General features: G+C 70.9%; 16 protein-coding genes. 11 read left to right on the top strand and 5 right to left on the bottom strand.

The features are described 5' to 3' along the window. Positions 1 to 173: 173 nt before the first annotated feature. On the bottom strand, positions 174 to 1,703 hold the full coding sequence (locus SSNG_RS10085; protein WP_007263720.1) for a leucyl aminopeptidase: 1,530 nt from the start codon (positions 1,701 to 1,703) through the stop codon (positions 174 to 176). Positions 1,704 to 2,059: 356 nt separating this feature from the next. On the opposite strand from SSNG_RS10085, the gene SSNG_RS10080 reads away from it, so the two are divergent. The 11 genes from SSNG_RS10080 (at position 2,060) to SSNG_RS10030 (ending at position 12,989) form a co-directional block, all read left to right on the top strand. Next, positions 2,060 to 4,087: a hypothetical protein gene (locus tag SSNG_RS10080; RefSeq protein WP_007263719.1), complete on the top strand. Its 2,028-nt coding sequence runs from the start codon at positions 2,060 to 2,062 to the stop codon at positions 4,085 to 4,087. A gap of 180 nt (positions 4,088 to 4,267) precedes the next feature. Continuing rightward, a complete protein-coding gene (gene pelF / locus SSNG_RS10075) occupies positions 4,268 to 5,788 on the top strand; it encodes a GT4 family glycosyltransferase PelF (RefSeq protein WP_241695016.1) in 1,521 nt (506 codons plus the stop codon). After that, the gene (locus tag SSNG_RS10070; protein WP_007263717.1) at positions 5,785 to 7,368 is read left to right on the top strand and encodes a hypothetical protein; all 1,584 of its coding nucleotides are present in this window, start codon (positions 5,785 to 5,787) and stop codon (positions 7,366 to 7,368) included. The genes pelF and SSNG_RS10070 overlap by 4 nt, the downstream gene beginning before the upstream one ends. 33 nt (positions 7,369 to 7,401) lie before the next feature. Then, the gene (locus tag SSNG_RS10065) at positions 7,402 to 8,055 is read left to right on the top strand and encodes a spherulation-specific family 4 protein (RefSeq protein ID WP_007263716.1); all 654 of its coding nucleotides are present in this window, start codon (positions 7,402 to 7,404) and stop codon (positions 8,053 to 8,055) included. After that, a complete protein-coding gene (locus SSNG_RS10060; protein ID WP_007263715.1) occupies positions 8,052 to 8,879 on the top strand; it encodes an endo alpha-1,4 polygalactosaminidase in 828 nt (275 codons plus the stop codon). Before SSNG_RS10065 ends, SSNG_RS10060 begins: the two co-directional genes overlap by 4 nt. A gap of 1,035 nt (positions 8,880 to 9,914) precedes the next feature. Continuing rightward, the gene (locus SSNG_RS10055) at positions 9,915 to 10,142 is read left to right on the top strand and encodes a hypothetical protein (protein ID WP_042800827.1); all 228 of its coding nucleotides are present in this window, start codon (positions 9,915 to 9,917) and stop codon (positions 10,140 to 10,142) included. Then, the gene (locus SSNG_RS10050; RefSeq protein WP_007263713.1) at positions 10,120 to 10,647 is read left to right on the top strand and encodes a DUF6879 family protein; all 528 of its coding nucleotides are present in this window, start codon (positions 10,120 to 10,122) and stop codon (positions 10,645 to 10,647) included. The genes SSNG_RS10055 and SSNG_RS10050 overlap by 23 nt, the downstream gene beginning before the upstream one ends. A 3-nt stretch (positions 10,648 to 10,650) precedes the next feature. Continuing rightward, on the top strand, positions 10,651 to 11,499 hold the full coding sequence (locus tag SSNG_RS10045; protein ID WP_007263712.1) for a helix-turn-helix transcriptional regulator: 849 nt from the start codon (positions 10,651 to 10,653) through the stop codon (positions 11,497 to 11,499). Between the two features lie 244 nt (positions 11,500 to 11,743). Further along, positions 11,744 to 12,184, top strand: coding sequence for a hypothetical protein (locus SSNG_RS10040; protein ID WP_007263711.1), 441 nt, complete (start codon positions 11,744 to 11,746; stop codon positions 12,182 to 12,184). A 60-nt stretch (positions 12,185 to 12,244) separates the two neighbouring features. Further along, positions 12,245 to 12,676 (top strand): hypothetical protein, encoded by a 432-nt coding sequence (locus SSNG_RS10035; RefSeq protein WP_007263710.1) that lies wholly within the window; start codon positions 12,245 to 12,247, stop codon positions 12,674 to 12,676. A 58-nt stretch (positions 12,677 to 12,734) separates the two neighbouring features. Continuing rightward, positions 12,735 to 12,989: a hypothetical protein gene (locus SSNG_RS10030; RefSeq protein WP_042800826.1), complete on the top strand. Its 255-nt coding sequence runs from the start codon at positions 12,735 to 12,737 to the stop codon at positions 12,987 to 12,989. A 577-nt stretch (positions 12,990 to 13,566) separates the two neighbouring features. Here SSNG_RS10030 and SSNG_RS10025 read toward each other — a convergent pair. The 4 genes from SSNG_RS10025 to SSNG_RS10010 all read right to left on the bottom strand — a co-directional run. Beyond that, entirely contained in the window at positions 13,567 to 14,742 is a 1,176-nt protein-coding gene (locus SSNG_RS10025; RefSeq protein ID WP_050779852.1) for a histidine kinase, read from the bottom strand. A 64-nt stretch (positions 14,743 to 14,806) separates the two neighbouring features. Beyond that, positions 14,807 to 15,544 carry a hypothetical protein gene (locus SSNG_RS42940; protein ID WP_007263707.1) on the bottom strand — a complete coding sequence of 246 codons (738 nt, stop codon included), beginning with the start codon at positions 15,542 to 15,544 and terminating at the stop codon, positions 14,807 to 14,809. Beyond that, positions 15,541 to 17,256, bottom strand: coding sequence for a phosphatidylglycerol lysyltransferase domain-containing protein (locus tag SSNG_RS10015; protein WP_241695215.1), 1,716 nt, complete (start codon positions 17,254 to 17,256; stop codon positions 15,541 to 15,543). The genes SSNG_RS42940 and SSNG_RS10015 overlap by 4 nt, the downstream gene beginning before the upstream one ends. A gap of 250 nt (positions 17,257 to 17,506) precedes the next feature. Continuing rightward, a partial coding sequence (locus SSNG_RS10010) for a nicotinate-nucleotide--dimethylbenzimidazole phosphoribosyltransferase (RefSeq protein WP_042800825.1) occupies positions 17,507 to 17,863 on the bottom strand: 357 nt, incomplete at its 5' end.

Raw genomic sequence — 17,863 nt, 5'->3', positions numbered from 1 at the left:
TCGTTCTGCCCGAGATCCGGGTTACCCGTGCGTAGAAACCTACTGATCCTCGACGTTTCTTCCAGAGCGAACGCGCCCCGAGACCTCGATAGGGGTCCCGGGGCGCGGCGCGTGTCACAGCGGGCGTCTCACGAGGTGGTACGCGGACGCCCGCGCGACGGGGTCCGGGGCCGTCAGCCCAGGTCGCCCGTGGCGGTGCGCTCGGCGAGGCGCACCAGGGTGCGCACGGCGGAGCCGGTGCCGCCCTTGGGGGTGTAGCCGTACGGGGCGCCCTCGTGGAAGGCCGGGCCCGCGATGTCCAGGTGCGCCCAGGTGATGCCCTCGCCGACGAACTCCTGGAGGAAGAGGCCGGCCACCAGGCCGCCGCCCATCCGCACGCCCATGTTGGCGATGTCGGCGGTGGGGGAGTCCATGGTCTTGCGCAGGTCCTCGGGGAGCGGCATCGGCCAGGAGGCCTCGCCGACCTCTTCCGCGATCTCGTGGATCGAGGTGCGGAAGGCGTCGTCGTTGGCCATGATCCCGAAGGTGCGGTCGCCGAGCGCCAGCACCATGGCACCCGTGAGGGTGGCGACGTCGACGATCGCGTCCGGGTTGTCCTCGGAGGCCTTGGTCAGCGCGTCGCCCAGGACCAGGCGGCCCTCGGCGTCCGTGTTCAGGACCTCGACGGTCTTGCCGCTGTACATGCGCAGCACGTCGCCCGGCTTGGTGGCGGAGCCGGAGGGCATGTTCTCGGCGAGCGCGAGCCAGCCGGTGACGTTGACCTGGAGGCCCAGCTTGGCGGCGGCGATGACGGCGGCGAAGACGGCGGCGGCGCCGGCCATGTCGCACTTCATCGTCTCGTTGTGGCCGGCCGGCTTCAGGGAGATGCCGCCCGAGTCGTAGGTGATGCCCTTGCCGACGAAGGCGAGGGTCTTCTCCGCCTTGGCGTGGGTGTAGGAGAGCTTCACCAGGCGCGGCGCGTTCTCGGAGCCCTTGCCGACGCCCATGATGCCGCCGTAGCCGCCCTTGACCAGCGCCTTCTCGTCCAGGACCTGGACCTTGACGCCGTTCTCCTTCGCGGTCGCGGAGGCGACGGCGGCGAAGGCCTCGGGGGTGAGGTCGTTCGGCGGGGTGTTGATCAGGTCGCGGGCGACGTTGACCTCGGTGGCGACGACGACGGCGCGCTCGGCCGCGGCCTTGTGCTCCTTGTCGCGCGGCTTGGCACCGAGCAGGGCGATCTCGGCCAGGGGCTGCTTCGGGCCGCCGTTCTTGGCGGCCTTCTTCTCGCCGCCCTGGTAGGCGGTGAAGGCGTACGCGCCGAGCAGCGCGCCCTCGGCGACTGCGGTGACGGCGGAGGCGTCGTCCAGGGGGAGGGCGAACGCGGCCTTCTTCGAGCCGTGCAGGACGCGGGCGGCGGAGCCGGCGGCGCGGCGCAGGGCCTCCTCGTCGAAGGACTCGTCCTGCTCAGGCGCCGTACCGAGGCCGACCGCCAGCACGACCGGGGCCTTCAGGCCGGCCGGGGCGGGCAGCTTGGTGGTCTCGCCCTCGGCGCCCGTGGCGCCCAGCGAGTCGAGCACGGCGGCGAGCTTTCCGTCGAACGCCTTGTCCACGGCCTCGGCGCCGGCGGCCACGACGAGGCCCTTCGGGCCCTTCGCCACGCCGACCACGAGGGCGTCGGCGCGCAGCGTCGCAGCGCCGGCAGTGCTGAGAGTCAGAGCAGTCACGGTGGTGAAGTCTCGCTTCCGTTTGTGTTAGTGGGCGCTTGGGTCGCGTCGGGGTCACCGGCCGCTCCGCAGCGATCGTATTAGGGCCCGGCGGCCGCCGGAAACGAGCCTACGCGCAGGTAGTCGTCCGTACGCCACTACAAGGTTTGTCAAGTTGTTCGATCAACGCGCCATCAGGTTCACCCATCTGTGGACTCTGCTCCAGGTTTGCCCTTTAGAGCTGACGGGGTCCGAGAGACTCGCATCACTCTCGCAAGGGGACGTGGGGTCCTTTTGCATGATTTCCACAGTGCCTCCCCGGCCCGGCCGTCCGCCATGGGCCGTCGTCGAGGGATGCCTGCGGGGGGAAGGCCGAAATGGTCAACAAGAACCGGATGAACAGGGCCGCCGCGGCGATGGCGGCGGCAGCCCTGATGTCCGTGGCAGTACCCGCCGCGACCGCCCGGGCGGCGACCGCGACACCGCGCATCGACCTGAAGGTGCTCGTCGTCGACGACGGCGGCAGCTCGGTCGACGCGATCACCGCTCAGCTCAAGGACACCGGCGTCCCCTACACCCGGGTCGACCTGGCCGGTGCCGGCCGCCCCGTCATCGACGCCGCGTTCCTCGCCGACACCGTCGACGGCCGCCCCCGGGCCAAGTACCAGGGGGTCGTCCTGCCCAACGAGAACCCCTTCGGCGAAGGCTCCGCCGAGATGGCGGCGCTCACCGCGTACGAGACGACGTACGGGATCCGCCAGGTCGACGCCTACACCTGGGCCCACCCGGGGGTCGGCCTCGAATACACGGACAACGGCGGCTACAGCGGCCAGCTCGACGGCACCCAGGCCGCCGTCACCACCGCCGGCAAGGCGGGCCCCTTCGGCTACCTCGGCGGTCAGGTCACCTTCGAGGACAACTCCGCCATGGTTCCGGAGAGCTACGGCTTCATGGGCAAGCCCCGCACCGGCTACACCAGCTACCTCGACGCCCCCGTCACCGGCGGCCGCGCCTCCCTCGTCGGCGAGTACACCCACGACGGACGCAGCGAACTCGTCGTCACCTTCGGCTACAACCAGTACCAGCAGCAGTTCCGGCTGCTGGCCCGCGGCATCGTCGACTGGCTCACCCAGGGCGTCCACCTCGGGCAGGAGCGCAGCTACTTCGCCGTCCACGTCGACGACGTCTTCGCCCCCGACGCCCGCTGGAGCAAGGAGCTCAACTGCACCCCCGGCGACTACGCCTGCGCCGGCGGCGAGGGCAAGGAGAGCACCATCCGGATGACCGCCGCCGACGCCCAGTACGCGGCGCAGTGGCAGACGTCCAAGAACTTCAAGCTGGACATGCTCTTCAACGCGGGCGCCGGCGAGGAGTGGAAGGCCGAGAACGGCGGCACCGACGCGATGACCGCCCAGCTCGTCGCCGACCGGGCCAAGTTCCGCTGGATGAACCACACCTACACGCACCCCTTCCTCGGCTGCGTCCAGGACACCGGCGCCAGCCCCTGGACCTGCACCAAGAACGCCCAGGGCGCCACCAACTGGATGAGCCGCGCCGAGATCTCCGCCCAGATCCGCGACAACAACAACTGGGCCGCGGCCAAGGGCATCACCCTCGACCGCTCCGAGCTGGTCACCGGCGAGCACTCCGGCCTCAAGACCCTCCCGCAGCAACCGCAGGACAACCCCAACCTGGCCGGCGCCCTCGCCGACAACGGGGTCAAGTGGGCCGGCAGCGACAACTCCCGCGAACCCGACCAGCGGGCCGTCGGCGCCGCCCTGACCGTCCCCCGCCACCCGATGAACGTGTACTACAACACGGGCACCAACGCGGAGATGGCCGACGAGTACAACTGGATCTACACCAGCCGCGCCGACGGCGGCAGCGGCATCTGCGAGGACAACCCGGCGACCTCCACCTGCCTGCCGGCCCCGCTCGACACCGACACCGGCTACCTCGACCACATCGTCCCCGCCGAGGCCCGCACCGCCATGCGCCACGTGCTGGCCAACGACCCCCGGCCGCACTACGTCCACCAGTCCAACCTCGCCGAGGACCGCACCCTCTACCCGGTGCTCAACCGGGTCCTCGACACCTACCGCGCGCTCTACGCGCCCAGCGCGCCGATCGTCAACCAGAGCATGAAGGACACCGGCGTCGAGCTCCAGCGCCGCGCAGCCTGGAACAAGGCCCTCGCCGACGGCAAGGTGACCGCCTACAAGATCGGCAAGGACGTCGTCGTCAAGGCCCCGTCCGGAGTCGTCGCCCCGGTCACCGCCCCGAACGGCACCAAGAAGCAGCTGCTCCTCGGCACCGCCGAATTCGGCACCGCATACGCCGGCACCCGCTCCGCCTGGACGGCCCCCGAGCTGCTCCAGTCGCAGGTCACGCTCAAGCTCCTCTGACCCGCCCGCGGCACCCGAACCACCCGCGCGACCCATACCGGCCGTACCGCCCGTACCGCCGCCCGGACGACCAGCGGCACACGTAACACCAGAGCCGGCGCTCCACGCACGCACCACGGGCGCCGGCCCCTTTTCCGTCCTGGGGGGACACACCACATGAGCCATGGGCGTCATGTCACCATGCTCACCGAAGGCACCTACCCGCACGTCCACGGCGGCGTCAGCACCTGGTGCGACCAGCTGGTACGCGGCATGCCGGAGGTCGACTTCAACGTCATAGCCCTCACCGGCTCCGGACGAGAGCCGGTCACCTGGGAGCTGCCGCGCAACGTCTACCGGCACACCGCCGTCCCGCTCTGGGGACCGCCGCCCGCCCGCACCCGCCGCACGGCCCTGCGCGGCAAGGCCCGCCGCCGCTTCACCGAAACGTACGAAACCTTCCTGCTCTCCCTCATCGACCCCGAACACGGGGGCTTCTCCGAGGCCCTGGGCGGACTCGCCCGCCTCGCCCGCGCCGGCCGCCTCACCCCCGCCCTGCGCTCCGAAGCGGTACTGCGCCTGCTGATGACCGTATGGACCCGCCCCGGCCTGGCCACCGCCGCCGCCGAACCCACCGTCCACGACGCGCTCACCGCCACCGACCTGCTGGAACACGCCCTGCGCCCGCTCGCGGTACGGATCCCGCCCGACAGCGTCGCCCACGCCGTCAGCAGCGGCCTCGCCACCCTCCCCGCCCTCGCCGCCAAACACCTCGACGGAGTGCCCTTCCTCCTCACCGAGCACGGCATCTACCTGCGCGAGCGCTACCTCGGCTACCGCACCGCCGCCCAGCGCTGGCCCGTCAAGGCCCTGATGCTGGGCTTCTACCGCGAGCTCAACTCCGAGGGCTACCGGCAGGCCGACCTGATCACCCCCTGCAACCAGTACAACCGACGCTGGGAAGAACGCGGAGGCGCCGACTCCGAACGCATCCGCACCGTCTACAACGGCGTCGACCCGCACGCCTTCCCCGAAGCCGGCCCCGAACCGGACGTGCCCACCCTCAGCTGGTGCGGCCGCATCGACCCGATCAAGGACCTCGAAACCCTGATCCGCGCCTACGCCTACATGCGCGAGGAACTCCCCGCCCTGCGCCTGCGCCTCTTCGGCCCCGTCCCGGCCGGCTGCGAGGACTACAGGCTCCGCCTGGAGAAACTCGCCGCCGAACTCGGCGTCACCGACGGCATCACCTACGAGGGCCGCATCGACCAGGTCGCCAAGGCCTACGCCGCCGGCTCCGTCGTCATGCTCTCCAGCATCAGCGAAGGCTTCCCCTTCAGCATCATCGAAGCCATGTCCTGCGGCCGCACCACCGTCTCCACCGACGTCGGAGGCGTCCGCGAAGCCGTCGGCGACACCGGCCTCGTCGTCCCGCCCCGCGAACCCGAGACCATGGCCCGCGCCACCCTCGCCCTCCTCCGCGACGACGAACGCCGCGCCGAACTCGGCCGCTTGTCCCGCCGGCGCGTCGTCGAGAAGTTCACCCTCCACCAGTCCGTCGACGGCTTCCGGCACATCTACCGCGAACTCGCCGACCAGACAGGTCCGGGCCGGCACGCCCTGCCCGTCCGCACCGACGGCGACTGGACCCGGCGGATCACCGACCCCTGGTCCCAGGACCCCCGGAACAAGGAACTCGCGGCCGACGGGAGCATGTGGTGAGCGGATCCCTCTGGCTCAAGCCCCCCGGCCCCGAAGGCACCTGGGTCCACGTCGGCCGCCCGGCCCCCGCCGGACGCACCGACACCCTGCCCGACCTGCCCCGGCCCCGCCCCGGCGGGCCCGGGGCCCCGGCCGCCGACCCCTTGGACGAACTGGCCCACCGCCTCGGCGCCTTCGCCGGCGCCGCCGTCCACCCCGACGAGATCGCCGCCATCCTCGAATCCGACGGGATGACCGACGAACACATCCGCCTCACCTACGGCCGCCACGACTCCTTCGGCCTCGCCGAAGAGCTCTACGCCCGCGTCCCCCGCACCTTCCCCGAACCCGACCGGCTCCCCGACCCCTGGAAGGTCTCCCTCACCGCCTGCCTGCTCCGCGGCCTGATCTTCGCCCTGCCCGGCCTCGCCTACATCCTGGGCGCACCCCTCCTCGAAGGCCCCCCCGACCGGCTCGGACTGCCCGCCGGCACCCTCACCCTGCTCGCCGGCGCCCTCATCGGCTGGGTCTGGGACCAGAGCCTGTCCCACCGCGCCTACTCCTGGCTCGGCCTCGGCGACCGGGCCGCCGCCGGACGCACCCTCCTCGTCGGCGCTCCCGCCGGAGCCCTCCTCGGCACCGCCGCCGCCTTCGCCGTTCCCGGCGGCCCGCCGTTCTCGTACGCCTTCGCCGCAGGCCAGGCCGTCTACGTCGGCGCCGCCACCGTGCTCCTGGTACTGGGCCGCGAAAGGCTGCTGCTCGCCGCACTCGCCCCCATGGCCGCCGGAGCGGTCCTCGCCCTGTTCACCGACCCGCCCGTGCCCCTGCGCATCACCCTGCTCCTCGTGTCCCTGCTGGCCGCCTGCACCCTCGCCCTCAGGGAGCTGCCGGTCGCCAAGGGCGTACGGGCCGGGGTGCGCAGGATCCACCACTGGGCGGAACGGCGCCCGGGCGAAGGCGGCCCCGTGCGCTGGCGGATGCTGCGCGGCGCCGAGGAGGACCACACCCGGCGCGGACCCCGCATCGGTGACTCCGCGCCCTACGGGGTGTTCGGCCTCGGCACCGGCCTGCTCGTGCTCTACGCCGCCCTGGGGGAAGTGCTCAGCGGCGGCCCCGCCGAAGCCGTCGCCGCACCCTCCGCGGTGGCCCTCACCCTCAGCATGGGCCCCGCCGAATGGCTCCTCCACCGCTTCCGCAGCGGCAGCCTCGCCGGGCTGCGGGCGGCCCGCTCACCCGGCGCGTTCTGGCGCCGCATGCTCCTCACCCTGGCCCGCTGCCTCACCGCCTACCTGGCGGTGCTGCTCGTCCTCGGCGCCACCGGCACCCTGCTGTGGCCGCACGCCCCCGGACTCACCGGACTCCGCATCGCCACCCTGCTGCTGCTCGGCACCGTGATGTGGACCGGGCTGCTCCTGCAGTCCTTCGGCGCGGTCCGCCCCGCCGCCGTGGTCTGCTCCGGCGCGGCCTTCGCCCAGAGCCTGGCCCTGCTCGCCGGAATCGGACAACCCCGCCTGGTCCAGCTGGCGGTGGCCGGCACCGCGGCGGCCGCCCTGGCCGTCCTGGTCTGCCTGCTCCTCGGCCGCGCCACCGCACACCGCTGAAGCACCGCCGACGAAGGAAGACGAAGGAACCCCATGCTGCTGGTGCCGCTCTACGAGCACCCCGCCGACCGGCCCGAGGAGTGGGAACGGCTCATCCGCTGCGCCGGACAACTGCACTCGGTGGTGCTCAACCCCGACAGCGGGCCCGGCCGGGCCCCCGACGAAGGGTTCGCCGCCGTCGCCGCCCGGCTCCGCGACGCCGGCGTACCCGTCCTCGGCTACACCGACACCGACTACGGGCGGCGCCCGCACGCAGCCGTCGTCCAGGACCTGCTGCGCCACCGCGACTGGTACGGGGCCGACGGAGCCTTCCTCGACCAGGCCGCCGCCGACCCGGAACTCCTCCCGCACTACGGCCGGCTCGCCGTCGCGGCCAGGGCGGCGGGCGCCCGTACGCTCGTACTGAACCACGGAGTCCACCCCCACCCCGGGTACCTCCGGCTCGCCGACCTGCTCGTCACCTTCGAAGGCCCCTGGGACGCCTACCGCGACCAGGCCGCCACCCCGCCCCCGTGGACCGCCGACCACCCCGCCCGACGGTTCTGCCACCTCGTGTACGCCGTCCCGCCCGACGCCCCCGCCGCCGCACTCGCCGCCGAGCGCCACGCGGGGGTGCACTGCGCGGTCCCCGGCACGGGGGCCCACCCGTGGGGCACCCTCCCGTACGCCCTGGAGACCGCCGGATGAAGCGTTTCCCCACCGCCCTGGCGGCCGCCCTGCTGCTGCTCACGGCGGCGGCCTGCACCGCCGAGCCCGACGACGACGGCGAGGGCGTCGGCCCCGCCCCCACCTGGCCCGCCCAGAAGCCGGGGGAACGCTGGCAACCCCGGCCCGGCACGCCCTGGCAGTGGCAGCTCACGGGCAAGCTGGACACGTCGGTCGACGTGCCGGTGTACGACGTCGACGGTTTCAACACGACGAAGGAGGAGGTGGCGGCCCTTCGGCGGGACGGCCGCCGCACCATCTGCTACCTCTCCACCGGCGCCTGGGAGGACTTCCGCCCCGACGCGGGCGACTTCGCCGCCCCGCTCCTCGGGAAGGGCAACGGCTGGAAGGGCGAACGCTGGCTCGACATCCGCCGGGTCGGTGAACTGGAACCGCTGATGGCGAAGCGCTTCGACATGTGCCGCGACAAGGGCTTCGACGCGATCGAACCCGACAACATGGACGCCTACCGCAACGACTCGGGCTTCCCCCTCACGGCCGCTGACCAGCTGACGTACAACCGCCTCATCGCGCGCCTGGCCCACGACCGGGGCATGGCGGTCGGCCTCAAGAACGACCTCGACCAGATCCCCCAGTTGGTCGGCGACTACGACTTCGCGGTCAACGAACAGTGCGCGGAATACGACGAGTGCGACACCCTGACCCCCTTCATCAAGGCGGGCAAAGCCGTCTTCCACGCGGAGTACGAACTCCAGACGACCCGCTTCTGCAACCAGTCGAAGCGCCTACAACTCAGCTCCCTGCAAAAGAAGCTGGACCTGGGCCCATGGCGTAGGACGTGCTGACGGGGCTCACGGCCCGGGCCCGCTATCTCCCCCTCGAGGGAGTGGGGGCGGGTCGGTGGCTGCCCACCCGCCCCCTTGTCTGCGGGCCGGTGGACGGGGAGCGGTATCCCCTGGGACCGGATCAGGGAGGGTTGGGGGCTTCCCGTCAGTCCCATCGTCCTTCCGGTTCGGGCCGGTCCCTCAAGGGCGCTCCTTCGTCGCGTCGCTTCGCGATCGCCTTCGGCGACCCTTGACCGACCGACCCGAACCGGAAAGCCGAAAGACTGCCGGGAAACCCCCGAAGAAACGGCACGGTCCATGGTGGAGGGGCGGGTCTCTCAGGGACCATGCGCGGTGCCGCGGGGCCGGCCCGCCGGGCATCCGGGCCCTCAAGAGTCGAGATTCCGAGTCGGGGCCCGGCTACCCGCACGAGAGGGTGACCAGACGGCCCTGCGGAGCCCCCAGGCGCGACAGATCGCTACGCGCTCCTCCCGGCTCAGCGTCGGACGACCGCCTTGGGCTGATACCCGCAGCAGAGGGCGAACAGATCGGCGCAGGCATCCGACAGACGCGACAGATCGCTACGCGCTCCTCTGATCTCGGCGGCCGGGGGCCGTCTTGGCCTGGTGTGGATGGAGCTCTACGGTCGTGGCCAGCAGGTCCGCCCGGGATCTGTCACGGGGAGCGCGGGCCATGGCCCGGAATGGGGGATCCGTGTTCTTGGACGGTGAGGACTGGGCGTCCAAGTTCAAGACGTTAGGCAGATCGGCCGCGAGTTGCACGAAGGCGACCCCACGCCGTTCGTCGAGTACCAACGGATCGCTGTGGAAGCGTCCGTGCCGTTCCGGGAATACGTCAGTGGTTGATCAACGGCCCCTATGAGCTGCACCAGTCGCCGTCTGTTCGGCCAGGTCAGAGGCAAACCCCTCTGGGACGGGCGGCCACCCGCCGGGTGAGGAGGCATTCAGCGCGCAAGTTCATGCAAGTTCGGTGCATCCGGTGGGTTCTGCAGCGCAAGCTTTCACTTGGCGATCAGCCACGAGCGAGGAGGACACCATGGCTCTGCGCAAGCTTGGCAAGGACCCTGAGAGCAAGGACGGCGGCTCGCCAACGATCTACCTCGACGACGCCGCGGACACGTACCTGGTGCAGGGGTTCAAGGTGACGGACGCCGAGCGCAGGCAGCTGATGGACATCCCGGACCACGAAGACGTCATCGAGCTGCCGCGACGCATGGTGCAGTACTTCTTGGAGGTAAAGGGTGCCGACGGTCCCGTCGTTTGAGGAGCTTCTTGCTTCGACCGAGCACAGCGCGATCCATCTGGAGATGCGGGACGGGTACATGGAGTCCGACCCCAGCTTCGTTGCCTGGCAGCAGGGATCTCGCGACCTGCCCGAGGACAACGACCCGGAGATGCGCCCTTGGCTCAAGTGGGTGCGGAAGGCGACGGACAGGGGCGTCGTGATTCGACGTGCCCGCGTGTTCTCCGTTCCGGAATCGGACTACCTCCGCTTCGAACACCACGTCTCGGATGCCAACGTCAGGGCTGGAGAGCAGATCAAGTGGCTTCCCCGCCGCCACGCGACTGACATCGCCTTCCCGGGCAACGACTTCTGGGTGTTCGACAACAGAACCGTACTCGTCCTGCACTTCGACGGGAACGGCGAGCCCGCCCCGGGCGAGTGGTTGGAGATGACGGAGGACCCGACGGTCCTCAAGCTGTGCACGAGCGCGTTCGAAGCCGTCTGGGACCGAGCGACGCCCCACTCGGAGTACCAGCCCACCTAGCCTGTGAACACGTCACCTTCATCGGCAGTCCAAGACGCCCGCGCTGCTCTCGGCAGACGGCTGCGAGACATTCGCAAGCCGACCGGCCTGACAGCACGGGCGTTGGCCGCGCGTGCCGGCTGGAGTGAGTCCAAGGCCTCTCGCATCGAGAACGGCAAGACGCCGCCCTCTGACCGAGACCTCCTTGCCTACGTCACCATCTGCGGAATCCCAGATGCGTACGAAGACCTGCGTGCCACTGCCCACGGCATCGACGAGATGTACGTGGAGTGGAGACGTTTGCAGCGCGCAGGCCTCAAGCATGGTCAAGAGGCCCATGTCCCGCTGTACGCACGTACAAGCCGCTTCCGCATCTACGAGCCCGGGGTGATCCCAGGCCTCGTTCAGACGGCCGACTATGCGACCGCGATCATGAGCCGCATTGTCACGTTCAGGCAGATCCCGGACGACGTCGAGGCAGCGGTCAGGGTGCGCATGCGCCGCCAGCGCTACCTCCACGACACCCACCGGTGCTTTGGAATCGTGCTGGAGGAATCCGCGCTCCGCTCCCGATTCGGCGGCCCCGGCGTGATGGCCGCTCAGCTTGGGCAGCTGCTTCAAGTAGCTGCGTTGCCGAACGTCAGCCTTGGTGTGATTCCTATGACCGTCGAAAGGGTCATGTGGCCCGTCGAAGGATTCTGGATCTACGACGAAACCCAAGTGATCATCGAACTGGCAACCGCACAGGTCACCGTGAAGCAGCCCAGCGAGATCGAGACGTACGCCCGCATGTTCGCCGAGCTGGCCAAACTGGCTTGCCATGGGCAGCCGGCCCGCGCCCTGATCGCGGAAGCAATTGCCGCACTCGGGTGACTGTCCGCAAGCCCATGCAAGTTCGTTGAGGTTGCTCTGACCCCGTTCCTACTGTCGTCAGCACACCTGGCGACGTGAGGCGGCTCCCGGAGTACATGGCACCCGAGGAACGGCGAGCACGTGCCTGGCGCTCCTTCCATGCACGGCAACGGGACCGAGGCGATGCCCGCAAGTCCGGCAGCACGGGCGGAGACCAGCTCTCGCCCCAGCAGCCCCCTGAGCATCGAACGAGAGGAAGTCTGAGATGACGACGATGCTGGAATCCCCTGTCTCCTTGAGGCGTGGACGTGACCTCGTCAGCCCCGAGCTGTTCGAGCGGCTTGCCGCGTTCTGCGCGGACGAGTACGGGTACGAGCGTGTGGTGGCGGACGGTGTGATGGACCAGGCCATCGCGTTCGTGTACGTCCTCGGCAGCGAAAAGGCCTACGACATCGCTCCGAGTCAGCAGGTGGACCCGGGCTGGCACACCTTCGTGCTCCACAGCCGGGAGTACGCCGACTGGTGCCATGCCCAGTTCGACTACTTCGTGCACCACGCCCCGAACTCAAAGGTCCGCACCAGGTCCCTGATGGTGTCCACGGCGGACCGGATCAAGGCGGCCGGGTTCGAGGTGGACACGAGCCTGTGGGGCACGGCCGCCGACTGCAACCAGTCCGCGTGCTGCGGCGACGGCCCCTGCTGCTGAAAAACAGCGGTCCGGGCGTGGCTAAGGCGCCCGGACCGCACCATCCCAAGGGTTCCACTGATGAGCAGCAATGACGAGGGCCTGACCGGACGAGGCCGGGTCACCGTGTTCGCGATGTTCGGGATCGTCTTCGGCTACGCCAACCACCACCGTGATCAGCGGCGTATCGGCGACGTGGCCGTGGTCGGCCCCCTGACCCCCGGGGTCCAGTGGGGCCGGCTCTGGCAGATGGCCCGCACCTGCGGCCGCGCCACGGCCACGGATCACGAGCTGGCCCAGTGGATCCTCACACAGGCCACCCGCTCGTTCGTCTGCGGAAGCGACCACATCGCCCACTTCCATGAACAGGACTGGAAGCTGGAGCCCGGCGGCAAGCGGGTCAGCTTCGACGCAACCTACGCCAACCGCGACCACCTTTGGACGGGGAACCTCACCGTCGAAGGCCTCACCCCGGACCAGACGGCAGAACGACCGACCATCTACCGCACCTAGGCCGCATCTTGCCCGCCACCTCGGTTGTACTGACGGCATGCGCTTTGAGGAGGACCCGATGAGTGAGCAGTACGAGTACGTCCCGCACCGCCTTCTCCGCCGCCGCGTCCGCGACATCGCCTCAGGCGTCGAAGGCGATCTGATGGCCGTCATCAACGAGAACGTCTCCGACGCCGGCATCGAGCGCTGGATGGAACTGGCCTACATCCGGGGCGCCTGCGGTCGCGAATTCACCACCGCCGCCACCAACCTCGAACCCGCCCCGGACCAGCCCAAGACGGCGGCCGGCCGCCGAGACCAGAGGAGCGCGTAGCGATCTGTCGCGTCTGTCGGATGCCTGTGCCGCTCTGTTCGCCCTCTGGTGCGGTTATCAGCCCAAGGCGGTCGTCCGACGCTAAGCCGGGAGGAGCGCGTAGCGATCTGTCGCGCCTGTCGGCTTCCTGGGCTGCTCTGTTCGCCTTCTCGTGCGGGTAGTCGCGCACCGGCTCCGGATCGCGACTTTTGAGGGCCCGGATGCCCGGTGGGCCGGCGCCCGGTCCCTCGTCTCATCGCTGAGGGAGCCGCTCCTCGCTTCTCTGCCCCGTGCCGTTTCTTTGGGGGTTTCCCGGCAGTCTTTCGGCTTTCCGGTTCGGGTCGGTCGGTCAAGGGTCGCCGAAGGCGATCGCGTAGCGACGCGACGAAGGAGCGCCCTTGAGGGACCGGCCCGAACCGGAAGGACGATGGGACTGACGGGAAGCCCCCAACCCTCCCTGAGACCGCCGAAGGGGGTCCCGCTCCCCGAACCACCGGCCCGCAGACAAGGGGGCGGGTGGGCAAACACCGCTCGACCCCAGGGGGTCGAGGGGGAGACAGCGGGCCCGCGCCGCAAACCCCGTACGCCCCGCCCCCCCTCACCCCGGCAAGATCGCGTGCACCCTGAACCCGCCCCCGTACCGGGGGCCCGCGAAGCAGGAGCCGCCCAGGGCGCCCGTGCGTTCGCGCATGCCGAGGAGGCCGTGGCCGCCGCCCGGGTCGATGGGGGACGGGGAGGAGTCCGCCGAGTCGCCGCCGTCGTCCAGTACGGTCACCTCCACCGAGGGCCCGACCCGGACCACGCTGACCTCGGCCTGTGCTCCCGGGCCCGCGTGCTTGCGGACGTTGGTCAGCGCCTCCTGGATGACCCGGTACGCCGCCAGGTCCACGGCGGCCGGCAGTGGCTCGGTGCCGGGGCCGAGCTGGACGGTCGCCGCCACCGGGAGGCCCGCGTGCCGGAAGGTGTCGAGGAGTTCGTCCAGCAGGGCCAGTCCCGGCGCGGGTTCCGTCGGGGCCTCCGGGTCGCCGGACTGGCGCAGCAGCCCCACCGTGGCGCGCAGCTCGTTCAGCGCGCTGCGGCTGGCGTCCCGTACGTGGGCGAGGGCTTCCTTCGCCTGGTCGGGCCGCTTGTCCATGACGTGCGCGGCCACCCCGGCCTGGACGTTGACCAGGGCGATGTGGTGGGCCACCACGTCGTGCAGGTCCCGGGCGATCCGCAGCCGTTCCTCGGCGACGCGCCGCCGGGCCTCCTCCTCGCGGGTGCGTTCGGCTCGTTCGGCCCGCTCCCGTATGGCGTCGACGAAGGCCCGCCGGCTGCGTACGGCGTCACCTGCGGCGGCGGCCATCCCGGTCCAGGCGAAGATGCCGATGTTCTCCTGCGCGTACCAGGGCATCGGGCCGGCCAGCATCGCCACCCCGGTGAGCCCGGCCATCGTGAGCAGCCCGGTCCGCCAGGTGGTGGGCCGGTCGGTGAGCGCGGCCACCGTGTACAGGGCGATCACCGCGCTCATGGCGACGGGTGCCCTCGGCTCGCCGGTGGTCAGCTCCAGCAGGGACAGCCCGCAGGTGACGGCGAGCACCGTACGGGGCCTGCGGCGCCGCAGGACGAGGGCGGCGGCGCCGAGCAGCATCAGCAGCAGGGAGAGGGACTCGGGCGTGCGCGTGCCGAAGGTCGGCCCGTGCGGCCCGTGCGGGTCGGCGAAGGACCCGACGACCATGGCGACCAGCGCCCCGAACGCGAGTACGGCGTCGGTGGCGAGCGGATGCGCCCGCATCCACTGCCGGGTGGCGGCGAGGGGCCCGAGGTCTGTCGTCACCCGGACACGGTACGGGCTCCGGCTAGAGCCGCGCGGGTCCCGGGGGCGTGGGCGGCGAGGGGGGAGCGGGCGGCCGGGGGCCGAGGGGGGTTCGGGAGCGGGCGGGGCCCCACTGGGCGCGGACCACGCACACCGCCATGACGGCGGCGATGGCCGCCAGGTGCTCCTTGCCGGCGAGGTTGTTCTTGACCAGTACCTCGCCGATCATCACGAGGATCACCAGGGCCCCGGTGAGGTAGGCCCGGTAGCGCCAGCACACGTAGATGGCGAGGCCGACCACGGCCGCCGACGGCCCGGTGTCGTTGACGATCCGGTCGGTCACGGGCAGCCCGAAGGGGTGGTCGGGGCCCAGCGAGAGCCCGATGCGGGCGTACGTGGTCCCGGCGATGGTGGCGACGTAGCCGATGAGCAGGGTGCGCCACCAGCCGATGCAGATCTCGGCGATGCCGAAGACCAGCAGGATCTGGGCGAGCGCCCCCCACACGGGCAGGTCGAGGGCGGGGACGAAGAGGGAGAGCGGGGTCCGCAGCAGCGCCAGCCACAGCGGGTCGGCGGCCTTCACGGACCCCAGGTCCTGTACGGGCTGGAAGCCCCAGGGGGTGTTCTGGACGATCTGGAAGACGGAGGTCAGGGCGACCGCCCCGAGGGTCATCGGGACGGCCCGCCACGTGTCGCGGACGAGTGCGTCCCGCACGGTCAGCAGCAGAGGGCCCCACTCACGGCGGGCGAACTGCCGGACCTCCGTCTTCCACGACGTCAACGAATCGTCTCCAGGTGCTTGCGGTGCAGCCACTTGGGCAGGCCGGGTGCCTCCAGGAAGCCCTCGGCCCGACCCGCCGCGATACCGATCCGCAGCAGGTCCGAACTCTTCTCGAAGAGCATGAACCGCGGCTCCCAGATCGGGCGGTATTTGGCGTTGGCCCGGTAGAGGGACTCGATCTGCCACCAACGGGAGAAGAAGCTCAGCAGCGAGCGCCACATGCGCAGCACCGGCCCCGCGCCGAGCTTGGACCCCCGCTCGAAGACGGAGCGGAACATCGCGAAGTTGAGCGAGACCTGTGTGACGCCGATCTCCTTCGAGCGCTCCAGCAGCTCGATGACCATGAACTCCATCAGGCCGTTCTCGGAGTCCCGGTCACGGCGCATCAGGTCCAGGGACAGCCCCTTGGGCCCCCACGGCACGAAGGACAGCACGGCGCGCAGGTCGCCGTTGCCGTCGGTGCACTCCAGCATCACGCACTGGCCGTCGCCCGGGTCGCCCAGGCGGCCCAGTGCCATGGAGAAGCCGCGCTCGGTCGCGCCGTCGCGCCAGTCGTCGGCGCGCTCCAGCAGTACCGCCATCTCGTCGGCGGGGATGTCGGCGTGGCGGCGGATGCGGACGGTGTAGCCGGCCCGCTTGACGCGGTTGTAGGCCTGGCGGACGGTGCGCATGGCGCGGCCCTCCAGCGTGAACTCGTCGGTCTCCACGATGGCCTCGTCGCCCAGTTCCAGGGCGTCCAGGCCGTGCCGGGCGTAGATCTGCCCGGCTTCCTCGCTGGCGCCCATCACGGCCGGGACCCAGCCGTGCTCGCGGGCCTCGGCCAGCCAGGGCTCGATCGCGCCGGGCCAGGCCTCGGGGTCGCCGATGGGGTCGCCGGAGGCCAGCGAGACCCCGCCGACGACGCGGTAGGTGACGGCGGCCTTGCCGGTCGGGGACCAGATGACGGACTTCTCGCGGCGCAGCGCGAAGTAGCCGAGCGAGTCGCGGTCGCCCTGCTTGGCGAGGAGCGCCCGCAGCCGTTCCTCGTCCTCGGGGGTGATCGGGTCGACGGCGCGCCGCGAGCGGAACGCGGCGAACAGCACGGCGAGCAGCAGCAGCATCGACATCACGTTGATGGCGACGTCGACCCAGGCGGGCGTGGTGATGGCGCGGTAGGCCTTGTCGTCGGGCGCCAGTGTGATCAGCCGCATCACGCCGTACCGCCAGCGGGCCAGGAAGGTGGCGTCGGCGCGGTCGGCGTCGGTGTTGGTGGCGCCGACGAGCAGGGCGGCGATCAGCGAGGTGAGCAGCAGGCCGACGGCGGCCACGGCGGTGGCGAGCTTCGGGTTGGAGCGGTCGCCCTTGGCGTAGAACTCGTGGCGGCCCAGCAGGAGGGCGCCGACGAAGGCGGCGGTCAGGGCGAGCGAGACCCAGTTCTGGGCGTGCTGGCGGAACTCGGGGTAGCACATGCTCAGTTCGCCGCTCGTGCAGGGCGCGAACGCGGCGACCGCGAAGGCGAGCAGCAGCATGCCGCTGACCACGAGGTTCAGGATCCAGGCGGCCCGCTTGCGGCGGCCCATCGTGACCGCGAGCAGCAGCGAGAACAGCCCGGAGGCGAACCCGGCCGTCAGCAGGTAGGGGGTGTAGAAGTCGGCGGTGTTGTGGCGGCGCAGGTCCTGCCCGAGCGAGAGCCACACCGCGCTGAGGAAGTTGACGAAGGTGACGATCCGCAGGTACCAGACCGCGAAGGCGGCTCCGCGCCGCGACCGGGGAGTGCCCCTGCGGCTCTCCGGCTTCGCGGCCGCTTCCCCTCCCTGCTCCTTCTTGTTGTTGGAACCCTTGCCGGAGGCCTGATCGAGGCTCCGGTCGGTTTCTGCGCTGGTCAAGCGGACCTCTCCCATGAAAAGCGATGATATGGGGCGTCACCGGTCCGCAGCGCAGTGCGAGCACTGCGGACTGGTCAGGCCCTTAGTGCCCGGTGTCTCAGTCCGTCGGCTGTTCCGCAGCAGCCCTTTCCGGGAGTTCCGCCGCGAGTGCGGCGGCCGCCTGGACCAGGGGGAGCGCCAGCAGGGCGCCGGTGCCTTCTCCTACTGTGACGCCGTGGTCGAGCACCGGGTTGAGTGCCATCCGGTCCAGTGCCTTGGCCTGGCCCGGCTCCCCGCTGGACTGCCCGGCCAGCCACCAGTCGGGGGCGCGGAAGGCGGCCCTCTGGGCCACCAGCCCGCAGGCCGCCGAGACGACCCCGTCGAGGATGACAGGCGTACGGCGTACCGCGGACTGGAGCAGGAAGCCGGTGATCGCGGCGACGTCCGCGCCGCCGACGGCCGCCAGCAGCGCCAG

This window comes from Streptomyces sp. C, assembly GCF_000158895.1.
GTDB lineage: Bacteria > Actinomycetota > Actinomycetes > Streptomycetales > Streptomycetaceae > Streptomyces > Streptomyces racemochromogenes.
This window is presented reverse-complemented; position numbering and strand designations above follow the sequence as displayed.